The organism is Bacillus sp. EB106-04-02-XG92 (assembly GCF_058791995.1).
On record NZ_JBYTEA010000006.1, the window covers coordinates 323,638 to 341,318 of the forward strand.

General features: G+C 32.9%; 20 protein-coding genes and 2 pseudogenes. 16 read left to right on the forward strand and 6 right to left on the reverse strand.

The window, feature by feature from the left end; genetic code table 11:
* Positions 1–229 precede the first annotated feature (229 nt).
* Positions 230–382, reverse strand: a complete 153-nt coding sequence (locus AC3WVA_RS17780; RefSeq protein ID WP_071757182.1) for a YqbF domain-containing protein — start codon at positions 380–382, stop codon at positions 230–232.
* A 477-nt stretch (positions 383–859) separates the two neighbouring features.
* Here AC3WVA_RS17780 and AC3WVA_RS17785 point away from each other — a divergent pair, with 477 nt between their 5' ends.
* From AC3WVA_RS17785 to AC3WVA_RS17820, 8 genes are all read left to right on the forward strand, one after another.
* Positions 860–1,228 (forward strand): hypothetical protein, encoded by a 369-nt coding sequence (locus AC3WVA_RS17785; RefSeq protein WP_098346909.1) that lies wholly within the window; start codon positions 860–862, stop codon positions 1,226–1,228.
* Positions 1,229–1,424: 196 nt separating this feature from the next.
* Positions 1,425–2,210, forward strand: a complete 786-nt coding sequence (locus AC3WVA_RS17790; protein ID WP_492322071.1) for a class I SAM-dependent methyltransferase — start codon at positions 1,425–1,427, stop codon at positions 2,208–2,210.
* 69 nt (positions 2,211–2,279) lie between these two features.
* Positions 2,280–2,468 (forward strand): DUF3970 family protein, encoded by a 189-nt coding sequence (locus AC3WVA_RS17795; protein WP_000621879.1) that lies wholly within the window; start codon positions 2,280–2,282, stop codon positions 2,466–2,468.
* A gap of 77 nt (positions 2,469–2,545) precedes the next feature.
* Positions 2,546–3,511: a nucleoside hydrolase gene (locus tag AC3WVA_RS17800; protein ID WP_098346912.1), complete on the forward strand. Its 966-nt coding sequence runs from the start codon at positions 2,546–2,548 to the stop codon at positions 3,509–3,511.
* Positions 3,512–3,683: 172 nt separating this feature from the next.
* Positions 3,684–3,926: a GlsB/YeaQ/YmgE family stress response membrane protein gene (locus tag AC3WVA_RS17805; RefSeq protein ID WP_000638306.1), complete on the forward strand. Its 243-nt coding sequence runs from the start codon at positions 3,684–3,686 to the stop codon at positions 3,924–3,926.
* 77 nt (positions 3,927–4,003) lie between these two features.
* On the forward strand, positions 4,004–4,399 hold the full coding sequence (locus tag AC3WVA_RS17810) for a cytosolic protein (RefSeq protein WP_141539502.1): 396 nt from the start codon (positions 4,004–4,006) through the stop codon (positions 4,397–4,399).
* Positions 4,400–4,603: 204 nt separating this feature from the next.
* On the forward strand, positions 4,604–5,449 hold the full coding sequence (locus AC3WVA_RS17815; protein WP_349303211.1) for an aminopeptidase: 846 nt from the start codon (positions 4,604–4,606) through the stop codon (positions 5,447–5,449).
* A 23-nt stretch (positions 5,450–5,472) separates the two neighbouring features.
* Entirely contained in the window at positions 5,473–6,141 is a 669-nt protein-coding gene (locus AC3WVA_RS17820) for a YjgB family protein (RefSeq protein WP_349303212.1), read from the forward strand.
* A 64-nt stretch (positions 6,142–6,205) separates the two neighbouring features.
* Here the strand turns inward: AC3WVA_RS17820 and AC3WVA_RS17825 are convergent, their stop codons facing one another.
* Positions 6,206–7,432, reverse strand: coding sequence for an MDR family MFS transporter (locus AC3WVA_RS17825; protein WP_349303213.1), 1,227 nt, complete (start codon positions 7,430–7,432; stop codon positions 6,206–6,208).
* Between the two features lie 101 nt (positions 7,433–7,533).
* Here AC3WVA_RS17825 and AC3WVA_RS17830 point away from each other — a divergent pair, with 101 nt between their 5' ends.
* The 5 genes from AC3WVA_RS17830 (at position 7,534) to AC3WVA_RS17850 (ending at position 13,062) form a co-directional block, all read left to right on the forward strand.
* A complete protein-coding gene (locus tag AC3WVA_RS17830; protein ID WP_098346916.1) occupies positions 7,534–9,270 on the forward strand; it encodes an ABC transporter substrate-binding protein in 1,737 nt (578 codons plus the stop codon).
* A gap of 159 nt (positions 9,271–9,429) precedes the next feature.
* A complete protein-coding gene (locus AC3WVA_RS17835; RefSeq protein ID WP_048525972.1) occupies positions 9,430–10,053 on the forward strand; it encodes a YhbD family protein in 624 nt (207 codons plus the stop codon).
* 13 nt (positions 10,054–10,066) lie between these two features.
* Positions 10,067–10,777, forward strand: a complete 711-nt coding sequence (locus AC3WVA_RS17840; protein ID WP_078417979.1) for a bactofilin family protein — start codon at positions 10,067–10,069, stop codon at positions 10,775–10,777.
* Positions 10,778–10,795: 18 nt separating this feature from the next.
* Complete coding sequence (locus AC3WVA_RS17845; protein WP_098346918.1) at positions 10,796–11,503, forward strand: cytoplasmic protein; 708 nt, start codon at positions 10,796–10,798, stop codon at positions 11,501–11,503.
* Positions 11,504–11,526: 23 nt separating this feature from the next.
* Positions 11,527–13,062 (forward strand): MDR family MFS transporter, encoded by a 1,536-nt coding sequence (locus tag AC3WVA_RS17850; RefSeq protein WP_098881144.1) that lies wholly within the window; start codon positions 11,527–11,529, stop codon positions 13,060–13,062.
* A gap of 54 nt (positions 13,063–13,116) precedes the next feature.
* Here the strand turns inward: AC3WVA_RS17850 and AC3WVA_RS17855 are convergent, their stop codons facing one another.
* A complete protein-coding gene (locus AC3WVA_RS17855) occupies positions 13,117–13,437 on the reverse strand; it encodes a hypothetical protein (protein WP_001062733.1) in 321 nt (106 codons plus the stop codon).
* Between the two features lie 223 nt (positions 13,438–13,660).
* Between AC3WVA_RS17855 and AC3WVA_RS17860 the strand changes: the two genes are divergently transcribed.
* Together AC3WVA_RS17860 and AC3WVA_RS17865 are read left to right on the forward strand one after the other, a co-directional pair.
* The gene (locus tag AC3WVA_RS17860) at positions 13,661–14,440 is read left to right on the forward strand and encodes a BC_2878 family exosporium-associated protein (RefSeq protein ID WP_098881143.1); all 780 of its coding nucleotides are present in this window, start codon (positions 13,661–13,663) and stop codon (positions 14,438–14,440) included.
* A 270-nt stretch (positions 14,441–14,710) separates the two neighbouring features.
* Positions 14,711–15,199, forward strand: a pseudogene (locus AC3WVA_RS17865) (GNAT family N-acetyltransferase); the annotation flags it as partial.
* Positions 15,200–15,319: 120 nt separating this feature from the next.
* On the opposite strand, the gene AC3WVA_RS17870 reads toward AC3WVA_RS17865, so the two are convergent.
* Together AC3WVA_RS17870 and AC3WVA_RS17875 are read right to left on the reverse strand one after the other, a co-directional pair.
* A complete protein-coding gene (locus tag AC3WVA_RS17870) occupies positions 15,320–15,493 on the reverse strand; it encodes a hypothetical protein (protein WP_098346922.1) in 174 nt (57 codons plus the stop codon).
* A 234-nt stretch (positions 15,494–15,727) separates the two neighbouring features.
* Positions 15,728–16,159, reverse strand: a complete 432-nt coding sequence (locus AC3WVA_RS17875; RefSeq protein ID WP_098881142.1) for a GNAT family N-acetyltransferase — start codon at positions 16,157–16,159, stop codon at positions 15,728–15,730.
* Between the two features lie 214 nt (positions 16,160–16,373).
* Here AC3WVA_RS17875 and AC3WVA_RS17880 point away from each other — a divergent pair, with 214 nt between their 5' ends.
* The gene (locus tag AC3WVA_RS17880) at positions 16,374–17,234 is read left to right on the forward strand and encodes a DegV family protein (protein WP_098346924.1); all 861 of its coding nucleotides are present in this window, start codon (positions 16,374–16,376) and stop codon (positions 17,232–17,234) included.
* A 33-nt stretch (positions 17,235–17,267) separates the two neighbouring features.
* Here the strand turns inward: AC3WVA_RS17880 and AC3WVA_RS17885 are convergent.
* Positions 17,268–17,567: pseudogene (locus tag AC3WVA_RS17885) on the reverse strand (Lrp/AsnC family transcriptional regulator); the annotation flags it as partial.
* Positions 17,568–17,681: the final 114 nt, after the last annotated feature.

Consider the following 17,681-nt stretch of genomic DNA (forward strand, 5'->3'; position numbering starts at 1 on the left):
TATGTATAATTAGTAACGAACTTTTTTAGAGTCAGAGTCTATATTACGTGTTTCACGAGTGGATTTCAATCTTTTTGATTTGTCAAAAATTTGATGTGTTAATTGATAAAACAAGTAAGTCAAAATGTAAAAAACGTAAGATTAAATGTTCATTGAAAGTAAGGATAAATAAAATAAAAACATCAAGAAATTATCACAAGTAGATAATTTCTTGATGTTTTTTTATGTTTTAAGCAGAATATTCTTCTTTACGTACTTCAAAAAATTCATTACGACTTAAGTAGTTATAAACTTTCTCGGAAACTTCTTCTTCTTCAGATATAAAGAAACGATGATCAAAAGCATAAAAAGATTGACCTTTAATTAATTTTACGTAGTATATTTTACACGCCCCCTTTAGCATAGTTGAATTTACATACTATTATGATGACCTATATGCTTGTTACTCATACTTCGAGTTTCAAAGGATAGAAGCTAAACAAATTGAAAAAGCTTACAAAACTGTAATGTTGTTGTCACGTTTTCCGATAGTTCGAAATAAGTAAATCCTTCTATAATACAAATAAGTTACATAAAATAAGGGGGTAAAAAGATGGATGAAGTGATTGGAGAAGTGGTCGCAGGTATTTGTGAATTTGTGGTCGAAGTAACTACTGATGCTATTGGGAATTTAGTTTCCGGTAATGATGAGGAAAAAGAAACATTATAATCGTTTGTAAAAGTATAAAGATGATCAAAATAAAAAGGCTGATTTCTAAAAGGGAGTCAGCTTTTTTATTTTTTACATTATATTAATTTTATTTGAATATTCATTTGTTATTATATTGGTGAAACTCATAAAGGAGGTGAATAAATAAAGATGTCGAATTTAAGATCTGATTTACCTGATTCTCGTTTAATTGTGGCGAATGTGGAGGAAAAGGAATATCATTTTATTGTTCGTGAACATCCGATTATAGGGAAAATTATATCGTTATTGGAAAATGGAAAAGAATATGGTTTAATAGATAAACAAATCGCGAATAAAGATAAATTTATTAAATCGGAGCTTACTAAATTAGATTATTTTAACATAGATGTTCTATATCATACCCCTGGATGGATATGGATTGGCATTGATCAATTTGGTTTACATGCTCGTGAGGCTACTTATAACGAAGTAGACGTTATTATGAAGTTGAAAGAGGATTTATATTATATAGATGTATATAAAAAAGTAGAAATGTAATAGATATTTAGTTAGGTTAGGGGACAGGTTCCCGTAGCCTTTTTTGTTTCATAATAAAACGGAAAATCTATATTAGGTTGATGATACGATAGCATAGTAAGAAATGAGTCGAAAAGAGGATTTGAAAATACATAAAGAGAACTTTAATTATTACATGAATCCTATATGTAAATAACAATAGAAAGAAGATGATAATGTGAGTAAAGAAGAGCTTGTGAAACAGCAGTTTGGTAATAATGCGGAAAAGTATGTGAAAAGTAAAATTCATGCTAAAGGACTAGATTTACAATCTGTAGTTCAACAAGTTGAGTCTCGTCATAATAATCGTCTTCTTGATATTGCTACAGGCGGTGGGCATGTTGCGAATGTATTAGCTCCATTGTTTCAAGAAGTAGTTGCTTTAGACTTAACAGAAAAAATGTTAGAGAATGCGAAAAATTTCATTATAAGCAATGGGCATGAAAATGTATCTTTTGTCGCTGGAAACGCTGAAAGTTTACCGTTTACTGATCGTTCATTTGATACGATAACATGCCGGATTGCAGCACATCATTTTACGAATCCAGTACAGTTTATTTATGAAGTAAATCGTACGTTAGAAGATAATGGGTTGTTTATTTTAATAGATAATGTTTCACCGGAAAATAATGAATACGATACATTTTATAATTTTATAGAAAAAAAGCGGGACCCGAGTCATGAACGTGCATTAAAAAAAACAGAATGGATTGCCTTGTTAGAAAAGAATGGATTGCAAATGCAGTCGTGTCTTACTTTTGACAAGAAATTTGAATTTGACTGGTGGTGCGATATGATGAATGTACCGTTGCAGAAACGTATGAAGTTAACAGAATGTATGATGAAAACACCAGTTGAAATGCAAGAATTCTTTCATATTCAATTTGAAAATAATAAAATAGATTCATTTTATACTGAAATGGCACTGTTTGTATGTAAAAAAAGCGTGACATTAAAAAGATAAATTTCTTGCAGTCTTTTTAAAGTACGTTATACTTAGTACAGAGAAAATGAGAATTGAGGAAAAGTAATAATGATTCGCGTACGTATTGAAGGAACTGAAGAAGAAATGCTTGAATTTATGGAGAAAATGCCGGACATTCCTGGATTTGAAAAAACTCATATGAGAGAACCGAGAAAAGGAAATAATCCGAAATACGATTCAAGTAAAAATGTATTAGCATATTTATCTTATAAAAAGATCGAAGTCGCCAATAAATAGGCGGCTTTTTTATTTTGCACCGTTTCACAGCCTTGTCTTTTTCACATAATAATAATAGTAGATTATGTTGAAGAGGGGTGAGGATAGTTAATAAGAAAATCATCTTTTTTGGAGACTTTGGTATTGACGATGCGGTAGCTTTAATTTATGCAAATAAAACATGTAAATTAGATATTATAGGTATTGTTGCTGAGTATGGAAATGTATCGCGAGAAATCGTAACGGAAAATGTGTATTTTTTAGAAAGGTACTATGCTACAGAAGTAAAAATCATTGAGGGTGCAGCAAGGCCGATGACTGCTGAAGAACCTTTGTTTTTCCCTGAAATTCATGGGGAACACGGCCTAGGCCCAATTATTCCACCTGATATGAGGATTTGTAAACGGGAAAATTTTTGTGAATTAATTAAATTAATTGAACCTTGTCCAGAAGATATTATTATTGTAGCGACAGGCCGATTAACAACATTGGCGACATTATTTTTATTATATCCAAATGTAATGGATAAGGTATGTTCGTATTATATTATGGGCGGTGCTTTTTTATTTCCTGGTAACGTTACTCCTGTATCAGAAGCAAATTTTTATGGAGATCCAATTGCCGCAAATATTGTAATGAAGTATGCAAAGAATACAACTATTTATCCGCTAAATGTAACGCAAGAAGCACTAATTACTCCTGAAATGGTGGATATTATTAATAAAAAAGGAACAGGGCAGGCGAAACTTATTAAACCGATGATTGATTTTTATTATGAGAACTTTTATAAAAAAGAATACCCGGGTATTGCTGGAAGTCCAATTCATGATTTACTTCCGTTCATTTCTTTTATTAATGATAATATTTTTGAATATAAAAAGTCAGCAGTTTGGATTAGTACGACAAATGACGTAACTAGAGGACAAAGTGTGGCAGACTTTAGAAAAATAGCCGAGCCAACAACATTTGATAATAGACCAATTCAAAAAATTGCAATTGGTTTTAACTATCCTGCATTTAAAGAAGAGTTTATGCGGACAATATTAAAGCCTGACTGTCCTTAATATGTGTATTACGAATAACATCAACCTCGAGTAGAAAAACTGGTGGTTCATTATTTTGAAATAATCTAATAGTTGATCTGTATGAATAACTACTGAAAAATGTAACATAACTAAGGATAAGCAATTGTTTCTTATTATATTTTGATTGGTGAAATATAAAGGAGGTTATTATATGATTTGGTCTTTAATCGTCGGTGGTATATTAGGATGGCTTGCGAGCTTAATTACTGGAAAAGACGTACCAGGTGGTGTAATTGGTAATATTATTGCTGGTATTATCGGTTCTTGGGTTGGTTCGAAATTACTTGGTAGTTTTGGTCCAGTCATTGGCGGATATGCAATTATTCCAGCTTTAATCGGTGCGATCATTTTAATTTTCATTGTAAGCTTCTTATTACGAGCAATGCGAAAATGAGTGTAAGGACTGTTTACATTTGTAAGCAGTCCTTTTTATATGTTATGCTAGTATTATACAATCAGGAGGTGTCAGCATTGAAAACATTTACAGTAAATTTCCATCAAGAAGATAATGCTAAAGCGACAACAGTACATAAATTAAGTGAAGAGGACTTCAACAAAGCAACAGAAAAAGGCACTCGTCATCTATTTGATTTAGATACAAACGTTGGCTTCTTCGTATTCTTTGATGCAGAAGATACAGAAGGAAACGATCAATACTTAATGTTACAATACGAAGGCGATCATGAAGAGCCAACTGCGTGCTACGGATTTGATTTAAAACTATACTATCAATTTTTAGCACTATACTTAAATGATCTTGAGTTCCAAGGTGAAACAGATGAAGAAGAGGAAGAGTATGGCCCAATTCATCATTTAGCTCACTTACTTTATCATATTGTTGAAGATGGTAAGTCAATCGAAGTGTAAAAAATACATATGTAAAGCTGTCCTTTTTGGACAGCTTTTTTCATTTTCTAAAGCACAATATATAAGGTAAATAGGAATTGAAGTATTTGTTTACAATTGAGAACTATAAAAATTCTTTGCTCATCTCTCTTTGGTTCTTTTTCTACGTTTAAGGAAGGATTGCGGTATACATGACGAGAAGGGATATATAAGGAGATGGGAAAAATGATAAATAATACAATTCCAAGTTTTTTTAAATTATGGGGAAGTGACGATGTAGAATTAGAAGTTCTTAATCAATATTTCATTTCGCATCCTGAGGTATTTGAAGAATACTTTAACTATCATTGTCCTAAAACGAGAGAACGTCTTTCGAATGCCATTAAACAATATCCGGCGAAACTAGAAGATATTCGTATCATTGCAGAAACATTACCGAGTATTATTCAAGAGATAACGAATGAATATCATAATAAATATAATCTTGATGTAAATATGAAGTTTCATTTATTTGTTGGAGCTTTTGGCTCTAATGCATTTGTAGAAAGGGAAATCATTGGAGACATATTTTTTGCAGCAGAAAAATTATCTCCAGATGTAAATCATCTTCGTGTTATTGTCGCTCACGAAATAGGCCATATATATCATAATGTTAAGTTACAAAATGGTGGGATGGATTGGAGTAAAGCCGAGTGGACCGATGCAGCAGTTAGTTTGTATCGCGAGGGTGTTGCAACATATTTATCAAAACAAATTATGAAAGGTTTAAATGAATCAGTGTATTACTCATATAACGATGATGGTGAACGTTGGTTACAATACTATATAGAAAATGAAGAACATATAAAGAAACGTTTTTTGGAAGATTATATAGAAGGGTGGACGTTAGAAAAAGAGAAAGAGTGGTTCCGGTTATCTGGCGGACAATATTTTGGATACAATCGACTTGGTTATTTTTTAGGAACAGCTTTTGTAGAATATGTTGTACAATCATGGGGAGAGAGTGAAGCATTTACTTTTTGGAACAAACACAATTTGAAAAGTAGTGTAATGGATTGGTTATCGAAATGAATTATAATAGGGAGCTGAAATGTATGAAAGTGTATGTAAAGATAGCTATGTTATTTCTCGCTTTTACATGCCTATTTGCATTAGCAGCATGTAAAGTGACCGATGAACAAAAGGAAACAAACCAAACATCAGAAAATAGTAAAAACGAACAGAATAATTCTTCTGAAGAAAAGAATGAACCTGATGCAAAATCAAATAATGAAGGATCAACAAAACCAAAGACAGATTCACGCTCGAAAGATACAGTAATCAATCAAAAATCAATTAACCACGTTAAAGAATTGTTTGAATTAGCGAAAGAAGGAAAAGTACCTAACGTTCCGTTCGCAGCACATACAGGAGATATTGAAGAAATAGAAAAAACGTGGGGAAAAGCGGATAAAACGGAACAAGCAGGTAATGGAATGTACGCAACTTTTACAAATAAAAATGTTTCCTTCGGTTTTAATAAAGGATCACAAGTTTTTGATGTACGCTCCTATCATGCTGAACTAAAATTAATTATATTACAAGATATAGAGAAAGCATTAGGAAAACCAACTTCAGTTAAAGTAAATGGGGAAGACAAAATATATGTATATAAAGTAAACAATCAGTTTGAGTTAAAATTCATTATTCCAAAATCGACTGGTAAGGTAAATCATATTTCGGTATTTTCGCCAGAAGATAGTATTAATAAAATGGCAGGGTAATAAAAAGGATGTCACAATAGTCTCGAGACTTTTGTGACATCCTTCTTTTTATAAAGAAAGCATCCTATAAAATATGAGTAGTATGCTCCGAAACGTTTTTATTTATTTTATTACGTTCTATATTTTTGATAAACAGTGCTTGCATAATGCCTCCGACTATTAAGAAACAAGCACAAATATAAAATAGCATGCTACCATCTACTTGACTTAATAAAACCGCGCCAAGTACAGGACCGCACGTTCGGGATATATCCCAATGTAACCCATAAATTGAAAAATACAATCCACGCTTATCTGTAGGAGCGATTTCTGAAACGAATCGAAGTAAATGGTTTAAAGCGATACTTTCACCAATGACTAAAAAGAGTAATGTGAAAAATAGTGAAAAGATTGTTGCTGAAAATCCATAGCCAATTGCAGCTATCGTAAAGCAGATGTAAGAAATAAGTATAATTTTCGTCATGGAAAATCGTTCAGACCATTTCACGAGGAAAATTTGTAGAATGATTTCCATAATAGCTTTGCTTGTTGAAATAAAAGCGAGTATGAATACGAAATCTGGAAATATATCTTTAGCGAAAATGCGATAATTTGTCTCAGTTTGTGCATAAAAAAAGCTAATAGGAAGTGTAGTAATCATAAGTCCCAAAACGGCGTAATGTTTGTGTACAAATTGTTTTGGAGATGATACTTCAAGTTTTTGCTTAGGCTTTGTAAGTACTGGAGCGGTTTCTGGAAGCTGTGTCCATACAACTACTGCATATACCATAAGTGTAATGCTTTGCATTATAAATAAATATTCAGGGTGAGTACGATAAAAGATAGCACCTATTATTGGACCAATTACGGAACCAATTGCAGCCATGGTATGCAAAAGAGCAAAAATTTCTGCTTGCTGTTTTTGTTTTGTTAAATCAGCAATTTGTGCACGTTGAGCGGGAATATATAAGGAACGGCCCACTCCATTTATGACATATAACAATGCAAATATAAAAACAGATTGAGCAAAGATGAAGCTGCCGATTGCAACGCCTTGCAGCAATAAGCCGAGTAACATAATTTTCTTTCGCCCATATTTATCAGTAACTCCCCCAGCAATAAGCGTAAATACGATGTCTGAAAGAGGTTGTAGACCGAAAATGAGCATGGTTATTATTATATTACCGTTTAACATTTTATTAACGTAAATAATCATTATGAGAGCTAACATGGACTCAGTTGTTCGGGTTAATAATTCGCCGCCCAGTCTTATAATAATTGGTTTGTTATAACGTAGTAAGAGATTGTTCAATATTAATGCCTCCTTTCTATATTGAAATGATAAGATGAAAGGAGAAATGGAAAAAGGGTAGAAACAAAAGGGGGTATTTTTCACCTTTTAGGGGGATTATGATGTTTATTTTAGATCAATATATTGAACTATGGTATGGCTATGGTAAAGGGAGACGAGAAGGAGAACAATTAGAAGTAACCGTACAAATGATAGCAGAAACATTATTTTGTACAGAGCGTAATAGTAAATTAATTATAAAAAAATTAGAAGAGTTACATTGGATCACTTGGTTTCCTGGTCGCGGGAGAGGGAATCGTTCTAAATTAATATTTCAAAAGCAACCGATGACATTAATTTTAGAAAGAGGAAAAGAACTAACGAAAAAAGGTGATGTGAAAAGTGGAATCTCATTTGTGGAACGCTACAGCTCACAATTTCCTATAGTAAAGAAAGAGTATGAAGTTTGGGTAGATTCCATATTTGGTCATCAAATAGAAAGGACACCTGAAGGAAGAAAAGATGTCCTTCGTTTACAAGTACAAATGAACCTGGACATCGCTTTAGATCCCGTTTACGCTACGATGCGATCAGAATGTCATATGGTCAAACATATTTTTGATACACTCGTATCTATAAATGAGGAAACAAACTCTATAGAACCAAGGCTTGCTTTTCACTGGGAATATAATGCTGCTGACAAGGTTTGGACATTTTATTTAAGAAAAGGTGTTTATCTTCATAATGGAAAACGATTTACCGCACATGATGTTATATATTCATTGAATCGATTTATGAAAGCTGAAAACAACCCACACGCATGGATGTTGCAACATGTTGAAAGTGTCCGTGCAGTGGATGAATATGTTGTTGAAATTGGATTACATACAGAAAATAGGATGTTTTTACATATGCTTAGCGCAGAACAATGTTCTATCGTGCAGGAAGATGAAGCAGGAACCTTCATTGGTACAGGGCCTTTTACATTACGAGAGAAGAATGCATATTTATTTGTACTAGAAGTACATGATTTATATTATCGCGAAAGACCTTTCCTTGATCGAATTGAACTGTTGAATGTGGAGCAAAGTGTAAATACATATGACGTGTTAGTAAAGGCGCAGTATAAAGATAAAGAAAAACATAATAAAGAAATTTCTCGGCTTGAATCGAACGTGACATATGTAACGTGTAATCTTGTAAAAGAAGGGCCAATGCAAGATGAGCTATTGCGAAAGGCGCTACATCAAATTATTCATGGCGATAAAATTGTTCAAGAACTCGGCGGAGAACGTGGAGAAGTAGCGAAGAAACTAATATTAGCAAAGGAAAGCATAGTAGAAATTGAGGAAGATATAGAAAGTTTAATTAAGAGAAGTATGTATCATAATGAAGTGCTACAACTCTATACATTTACAGGACGAGATCACGTAGAAGATGCACAATGGATACAGAAAGAGTGTGCGAAGTACGGGATTTATGTAGAAACTAATTTTCTTGAAATAGAAGAGTTATTGGAAATGAGTACGATACAAAAGGCTGATATGATGCATGATAGTGCAACAATTAGCGAGCGAATAGAAGATAGTCTGCTATATATGTTTCTGACAAAAAACAGTTTTATACATGGGCAAAGCAGCATGGACTTTCATAAAACGTTGTCCCCGTATTTTAAACAAGAACTATTAGAGAATAGAGTTACATTGTTACGTGATATTGAGGACACTTTGTTACGTCATATTCATATTATTCCTTTATATCGCAACAAACAACAAGTAATTTCTCATGAAAAAGTACAAAATATAATGATTAATTCACAAGGATGGATTAATTTTTATGACATATGGTTTACATGTTGATATATAGGGGTTTTTACGCATTTTATAAGATGCGTGAGAACCCTGTTTTTGTGTGTGAAACAAGGTTGTTTTACACATTGTTACGTTACTTATGATAAAAGTCCATTTACAACGTAACAGTGTTATGTTACATTGTTGTTAGGAAGGAGTGTTATACAGTTGAGTACAGATTTAATTTCAAAAAAAGATTTATTAGAACTAACTGGTATTTCATACGGACAGTTATATAGATGGAAAAGAAAAAATTTAATACCGGAAGATTGGTTTGTACGAAAGTCAACATTCACGGGTCAAGAAACATTTTTTCCAAAAGAAAAGATATTAGAGCGTATTGATAAAATCCAAACGATGAAAGAGGATTTATCACTCGATGAACTAGCGAATATGTTTTCACCGAGTGTAAGAGAAATCCTTTTAACAAAGGAAGACCTTTTACGTAAAGGGATTGCATCAGAGCCAGTTTTACAATTCTTCATAGAACAAACGAATAAAATAACAGAGTTTCAATTTGTGGATATTCTTTATGTGTATATGCTTGAAGAATTACTACAATCAGGAGAGATTAGTTTAGAAGAAGGAAAAATGGTCTTGCAAGTTTTACGTGAAAATTATGAAGCAATAAAGCATAAAACTTGTGATTTAATTATCGTCCGAAAGTTAGGGATTTCTACTTGTTTCTTAGTTTCAAACGTAGACGATTTAATTTTTGAAAAAGGCACCAAAATTGTTTTACGCGAAGCGATTATGAAATATACCGAAGCATTAAAAACGAAACTATTGTAGCGGGGGAGAAATTATGCGTACAGAAAATTTAATTATAAATGGTTACGGTTCATCGAATGGCGGAGAGTTTCATAAAGTGCAATTAAATGGAAAAGGGACTGTGAATGGAAATGTTGAATGTGAAAAATTTGAATGTAACGGTTACGGTGCAGTTACTGGTGATTTGAAAAGTAGCAGTGCACGAATTAGCGGATCTGGTAAAGTCGACGGCACAGTTCATGCTGAAACGATGCGAATTGATGGAAAAGCAACTATTACGAAAGATGTGAAGGCAAACAGTTTGAAAATTGCAGGAAAAGGTACGATAGGTGGGAATGTCACTGGTGAAGAATTTAAAATCAATGGTCAAGCGACGATTGATGGCAACTGTGAAGTGGATACTTTTTCTTCTGATGGACAGTTTACAATTGGTGGATTATTAAGCGCGGATGAAATAAATATAAATATTCACGGTACATGCCGAGCGAAAGAAATTGGTGGTCAAACGATTAAAGTAAAACATAGGATGGGTACTTTTAGTAGACTGTTTAAATCAGTATTTGGTTTACAATTAGAAGCTGAACTGTTAGAAGGTGACAATATCGAAATTGATTATGCTCACATAAGAACGGTAAGAGGAAGCAATGTTACAGTAGGACCGAATTGTGAAATTGAACTCATTGAATATACCGGTGTTCTTACTGTTGATAAAAGTGCAAATGTAAAGGAAATTAAGCAGGTTTAATGGAAGGGAGTAAGTAATATGGAACATTCACATAGTCTTACTGTCAATGGTTCTGGTAGTTCAGCAGGCGGGGATTATAACAAAGTGAAGATACGCGGTGAAGGAACAATTTCTAATGATATGAGCTGTAATGAATTTAAAACGTACGGCACGAGTGAAGTACGCGGTAATATGAAAGTGAAAAACTATGTCGTGTATGGTGATAGTGAAGTACAAGGAAATGTAACTGCGGAATATGTAAAAGTATATGGAAACACACAAATGCATAGTGATGCAAATATTGAAAAAACAAAAGTAAGAGGGATGATAGAAGTTAAGGGAAAGTTTACTGGTGATTTCGTAGATGTGAAAGGCGCTTTAAATGTAAAAGGAGATATTGAAGTTGAAGAATTATCACTAACGGGTGGTCTTGAAAGTGATGGATTACTTAATGCTGAAAATATTGAAATTTCACTTCGTTATGAAGGGAGCAAAGTGAGAGAAATCGGTGGTAAAAAGATTTCTGTTCGTAAAAAAGCGAGATTTATTCCATTTACAAGTCATACTGGAAGCCTCCAAACGTCTATCATTGAAGGAGATGAAATTTATTTAGAGCATACTATCGCTGAGGTAGTAAGAGGAAACAACGTTACTATTGGCCCAGGGTGTGAAATTAGTGTTGTAGAATATCATACTAGCTTTAACCAAAAAGGTAATGCAGTTGTAAAAGAACATAAACAAATATAAGTAGTACGAGGGAGAGCAAGGTTATGGTTGAGAAGAATAATAAGCTCGGCTTTGTTGTGGCGGGCTTATTGCTAGGTATTTTAATGGCATCAATGGATAATACCATTGTCGTAACAGCGATGGGAACGATCGTTGGTGACTTAGGAGGCCTTGAAAACTTTGTATGGGTCGTTTCTGCCTATATGGTCGCAGAAATGGCAGGTATGCCGATATTCGGTAAACTATCAGATATGTATGGTAGAAAGAGATTCTTTATTTTCGGTTTAATCGTCTTTATGATTGGTTCGGCACTTTGTGGTACTGCTGAAAATATTACGCAGTTAGGTATTTATCGTGCCATTCAAGGTATTGGTGGCGGGGCATTAGTGCCGATCGCGTTTACTATCGTTTTTGATATTTTCCCTCCAGAAAAGCGCGGGAAAATGGGTGGATTATTCGGAGCGGTATTTGGTTTATCCAGTATTTTTGGTCCATTACTTGGTGCGTATATTACAGATTACATTAGCTGGCATTGGGTATTTTATATTAACTTACCGCTTGGCGTTTTAGCACTTATTTTTATTACATTCTTTTATAAAGAGTCACGAGTTCATAGAAAGCAAAAAATTGACTGGTTTGGTGCAATTACTTTAGTTGGTGCAGTAGTTTGTTTAATGTTTGCGCTCGAACTAGGTGGACAAAAGTATGATTGGGATTCTAGTTTTATTTTAAGTTTATTTGGTGGATTCGCTATTTTAATTATTGCATTTATATATATTGAACGAAAAGTAGAAGAGCCAATCATATCATTTGAAATGTTTAAACAGCGATTATTCGGCATGAGTACTATTATTGCATTATGTTACGGTGCTGCGTTTATGTCAGCAACTGTGTACATACCGTTATTCATTCAAGGTGTATATGGCGGGAGTGCAACAAACTCGGGATTATTACTTTTACCGATGATGTTAGGCTCAGTCGTAACGGCGCAATTAGGTGGATTTTTAACGACGAAGCTTAGCTACCGAAACATTATGATTATTTCTGCGGTTATTATGCTAATTGGACTATTCTTATTAAGCACATTAACACCAGAAACAAGTCGTGCATTATTAACAGTGTATATGATTATTATCGGATTTGGAGTTGGATTCTCATTCTCTGTACTAAGTATGGCAGCTATTCACAACTTCGGTATGGAACAGAGAGGATCTGCGACTTCAACGAGTAACTTCATTCGTTCATTAGGAATGACATTAGGTATTACAATCTTCGGAATGATCCAAAGAACAGGTTTCCAAGATCAATTAGAAGAAGCATTTAAAGGTATGAGCGGGGGAATGAATACAAACGCTTTAGGAGATTCAAGAGCTATTCTATCAGAATCGGCAAGATCCCAAATTCCGCCGCAAATATTAGATAAAATTATTGACGCTCTTTCTAGCTCAATTGTCCAAACATTTATGTGGGCATTGGTACCAGCTGGTTTAGCATTCATATTTATTTTCTTTATGGGAAATGAGCGTATGATAATTAAGAAACAACAAACGAATAAAAAGAGCGAAACATCAAAAGCGTAATGAAAAAGCTCCTTTCCAATTGGAAGGGAGCTTTTTCGTATGTACGGATTTAGATTAGCCTTCGATGATTTCGTATTCTTCGTCTGCTAATAATAAAATTTGTGTTTTCTTACCTTTGTTTTGAACTTCGATTACATCGTAAGCACCTAAGTCTCTTACTTTGCTTTGAGAAGCGTTAACCATAACTTCAATAGAATCAATTAAGATATCTTCTTCAATGTATGATTCAGGCAATGCCATATCTTCAGTATCTAATACACATGCGTATAGATTTTGTAAGTTTTCAGCAGTTGGGTTTTGTTCCTCAACATCAATGATGTTTTTTACTGCTTCCATATTTTCTTCTTTTGCTTGGTATACTTTAATTTTAGCCATTGTTTTAATCTCCTTTATAACGTAATCGTAGAGGCTACACTTCATTATAACGTTTTTTTCATGAAAGATGAAATTGTTATATGTATTTATAGCGAAAAAAATGTATGCTTCCTTGGTGTTAGTGTAAATTCCTTCCGTTAAAGTTATATTGTCCAAGCTTTTCTCATACTCCGCTCATAATATATGTATTAGATAAAACATATAGGGAAGGGATGGAGTGTAAGTGGGTTGTGAGCCGAAACGAAATTGTCAATGTGGTCAAAAAAGCATATGTGAATTTTTACAAAGTCTAGAACCGTTTACTAAAGTGGAAAGTATCGTAATAGGTGGAAATGAAATTGTTGTATCCTATTTCCTTTCATTTAATGAGAGAAAAGGGATTGTATCATTTGTACAAGAGGAAGATGAGGTTATCTTTGTAGATTGCTCTAGGATTGATGCAATTCGAATAGGAAAAATTTGTAGTTGTAAAACGAAAGTTAAATTTATTGAAGAGGATTTTTGTCTTCTTGGAAATGTGTGTCCGCAATGTTTAACGGAGGGAAGTACGCTCTTTTTCGACTTTCACAATCCAGAATTGAATGTATCACTACAAGCAAAAACAATTGATGCACCTAGTTGTACTGAATTTATAGATGAGATGGGGAATGTCGTAGAACAAATTACTGTAATGGGTGAAGCGATTGTTTCTAAAGATTTTGTTCAAGTGCCTGAACTATTAAACTTTCGTTTAGTTTTATCTGATACGGCTGCGAATCCTTTAAAGTTTGGAATACTGTTCATTAATTTCCCTGATCTTACGATTATTATTCTTTTCGCATCGAGTGGGTACCTCAACATCTCGAACTGTTTGAAAATCGAGAGTGAAGCAGGTAATACTGAGATAGAAGAGATGAAAAAGATGATATCGAATGACGATAATACGTACACATCAGTTGTTAAAGTGACTAAAATATATAAAAATGGAGGAACAGAATCATTTGTTAATAAGAATGAGTTATAACATATATATTTAAAAGAACCCTTAAACTAATGTTGAGGGTTTTTACATAATAAAAGATTATATATAGATTGCGAATTATTATGAAGTATATTATATGTAAACCTTTTTACTGGACAGTCCTTTACTATTATTAGATGTTATAATAATTTTATATTTACGAATAATTTATAAATATATGGAGTGTAGTAGACGTTTGCTTATATGTAGAATAAAAGGACTTATAAAAAAGTAGAAGTGCATGATTCTAAAGAAAGCAGGAATGTAAATGATAAAAGAAAAATAGATAAGTTTTTACGGTATAAATTCAAACGTAATGCGGAAGTTTTTGATCGTTCAAAATTACAATCTTTTATATCAGCGCTTCCAAAAGGATACGAGTTACGAAGAATAGATGAACATATTGTAAATAACCCTACATTACATAAGGTCTCAGAAGATTTTACAAGTCAATTTCAATCGGTAGAAGCTTATTTAAGCCGAGGTATAGGGTATAGTATTTTGTATAACGGAGAAGTTGTATGCGGTGCATCATCATATAGTATTTATGATAATGGCATTGAAATTGAAGTGGCAACTGATCAAAATCATAGAAGAAAAGGATTGGCGACTATAGTTAGCGCGGCGTTAATTTTGGACTGTCTGGAGAAAGGAATTTATCCAAACTGGGATGCAGCAAATACTACATCTGCTAAACTAGCAGAAAAGCTAGGATATGTTTTTGATAAGGCATATGATGCTTATTTTGTGGATACTAGATGAAATCTTTTTTTAAATAAAAGAGCAGCTAGCAAAAGCTAACTGCTCCTCTCCAAAGGAGAATGGAGAAATACAATCATGTAATTTACATTATTGACGAAACAGTAGTTTTTAATCAAATAACTATAAAAGTTTAGATAAAATATCTTTGATTAAACCTGAGGCTCCGATAAAGAGTACTGATAAAAAAACGATTGAGAATATACTTTTTTTAGGTTTATTACATTCTACGTAAATGTTAAAAATGGCACCAATTGCAACTACAATAAAGATAACGAGTCTTACTACATCTATCATGAATAACGCTCCTTTTTATCACTTAATTGTATTATATAGGAATTCGCCTTCTGATTAGTTTGTTGGAATACGATTTAAGGTAATTTTAAACAAAATAATCTTTTATACGAAAGTAATGTGAGGAGAAAAAGGAAACGTATGTAGTAATTGTATAACTTGTAGAAGCTGATAGTAACCAAATAAAGTGAGTTGTATAGTGATTTATATTTTTATATACGTCTTCTTTAGGCACAATTACAGCTTACATAATAAAACATGCTTATCATAATGATCTAAACACCAATTATATTTTTTTAGAATAATTGGATGAACCGCTTCTTTCGTAGTATCGACCTCAGTATAGCCATATTTCTCATAAAAGTTTTCTAATTCCTCAAATGGAAGACAATATACATGTTGTACTTGTAATTTCTTCGCAGTTTCTACTAAAAACGAAACAAGTTCCCCAGCTAAGTGTAAACCTCTAAATTGAGGGAGAATAAAAATCCCGCCCATTTCTAAAGTATCTACATCTATTTTTACTAATCGTCCAACACCTGCATATTCATTGTTGTATGTAATGATTGCGACTATATCCCTTTTTAAATCACTTCGTACAAATCCTATTGAGTCATATTGTTTATTAATCCATTCTAAATCATTAGAGGTGGCTAGTTGAATATTCATTTGTATCACTCCTTTGGAAAATTCTATATATTTTTATTATACAGAATGTAAAGCGGTTAAATTTAGATGATTTTTAATAACAGTTCAAGTTTTGAAGAATAGTGCATACAATATAAAGTGTTTTCCTTTCTTCATTTAAGTTTTACGTATATAATTTAAAAGTACTATTTTTATTTTATATTTTTTATATTTATAACAGAATAGAGGTTTAAAAATGGGTGTTAAAATCATTACGGATAGTGCGGCGGATTTACCGGTAGAATTGCTGCAAGCATATGATATTGATTTAATTCCACTCCGTGTTTATGATGAAGCAGAAACAGAGTATTTAGATGGAGTTACATTAGAGTCAGTTACATTATTGCAAAACATGAGAGAAGGCGCAGTTTATAGAACGTCATTGCCATCACTTGAAACTTTCCAAGAAAAATTTGTTTCTTATGCAAAAGAAGGTAATCCTTGTATATATTTAGCTTTTTCATCTGAACTATCTGGTACATATCAATCGTCAGTTGTTATTAAAGAAGAAGTGAAAGAGACATATGCTAATTTAGATTTAGAAATTATTGATACGAAATGTGCTTCGCTTGGTCAAGGGCTTGTCGTATTAGAAGCTGCTAAAATGGCGAAAGACGGCGCATCAAAAGAAGATATTTTAAAACGTGTTGATTTTCTAATGAACCATATAGAACATATCTTCACAGTAGCTGACTTACAGTATTTAGTGAGAGGTGGGCGTTTAAGTAAAGTAGCTGGTTTTATCGGTGGTTTACTAAACATTAAGCCCATCTTAAACGTGGAAGAAGGAAAACTTGTACCACTTGAAAAGGTAAGAGGAAAAAAGAAAGTACTAAGCCGAATTGTAGATATTATGGAAGAGCGCGGAAAAGACCTTAAAGGTCAAACGATCGCTATGACTCATGGTGATGACTTAGAAACAGCTGAAGCTTTAAAAGCATTAATTACAGAAAGATTTGGCTGTGAAGTATTTATCGTAAATACAATTGGAGCAGCAATTGGTGCGCATACAGGACCTGGTGCGTTAACATTGTTCTTCTTAAATGAGGTAGAGTAAAGGATTGATCTTTTGATCAATCCTTTTTTCTTATTAATCAGTAATAATCGGTCGATATGGTATCGGTGAAGATAAAATCATCGACGTTTTAACTGTTCCATATGGTATAACGATATCAATTAATTCCTCTAATTCTTTCATAGAGTGAACCGCTACTTTTAAGTAATAGCTACTTTCACCTGTTACTCAATGACATTCGAGTATTCTATATTCTTCGTAAATTTTCTCCTCAAATTTTTTACAAGGAATCTTTAAGTTTTCAATTCTTAAAAATGCTTGAATTGATTTTTCAACTGCATCTAATGATATACGTGCGGTATATTTTTCAATTATTCAAGTAACTATATTGTTTATCTGTTTATGTTATGTACGTTTCAGTAGCAGAAGAAAAGTGTATAAATAAAACTGCGTCTATAGAAATCTAAATATTAAAAGATATTAAAATTT

Bases quoted from the DNA above. Each gene is read 5' to 3' on its own strand.
- AC3WVA_RS17785 (WP_098346909.1), top strand. From the start codon at position 860: ATGTCGAATTTAAGATCTGATTTACCTGATTCTCGTTTAATTGTGGCG.
- AC3WVA_RS17795 (WP_000621879.1), top strand. From the start codon at position 2,280: ATGATTCGCGTACGTATTGAAGGAACTGAAGAAGAAATGCTTGAATTT.
- AC3WVA_RS17805 (WP_000638306.1), top strand. From the start codon at position 3,684: ATGATTTGGTCTTTAATCGTCGGTGGTATATTAGGATGGCTTGCGAGC.
- AC3WVA_RS17815 (WP_349303211.1), top strand. From the start codon at position 4,604: ATGATAAATAATACAATTCCAAGTTTTTTTAAATTATGGGGAAGTGAC.
- AC3WVA_RS17820 (WP_349303212.1), top strand. From the start codon at position 5,473: ATGAAAGTGTATGTAAAGATAGCTATGTTATTTCTCGCTTTTACATGC.
- AC3WVA_RS17830 (WP_098346916.1), top strand. From the start codon at position 7,534: ATGTTTATTTTAGATCAATATATTGAACTATGGTATGGCTATGGTAAA.
- AC3WVA_RS17840 (WP_078417979.1), top strand. From the start codon at position 10,067: ATGCGTACAGAAAATTTAATTATAAATGGTTACGGTTCATCGAATGGC.
- AC3WVA_RS17845 (WP_098346918.1), top strand. From the start codon at position 10,796: ATGGAACATTCACATAGTCTTACTGTCAATGGTTCTGGTAGTTCAGCA.
- AC3WVA_RS17850 (WP_098881144.1), top strand. From the start codon at position 11,527: ATGGTTGAGAAGAATAATAAGCTCGGCTTTGTTGTGGCGGGCTTATTG.
- AC3WVA_RS17855 (WP_001062733.1), bottom strand. From the start codon at position 13,437: ATGGCTAAAATTAAAGTATACCAAGCAAAAGAAGAAAATATGGAAGCA.
- AC3WVA_RS17870 (WP_098346922.1), bottom strand. From the start codon at position 15,493: ATGATAGATGTAGTAAGACTCGTTATCTTTATTGTAGTTGCAATTGGT.
- AC3WVA_RS17875 (WP_098881142.1), bottom strand. From the start codon at position 16,159: ATGAATATTCAACTAGCCACCTCTAATGATTTAGAATGGATTAATAAA.
- AC3WVA_RS17880 (WP_098346924.1), top strand. From the start codon at position 16,374: ATGGGTGTTAAAATCATTACGGATAGTGCGGCGGATTTACCGGTAGAA.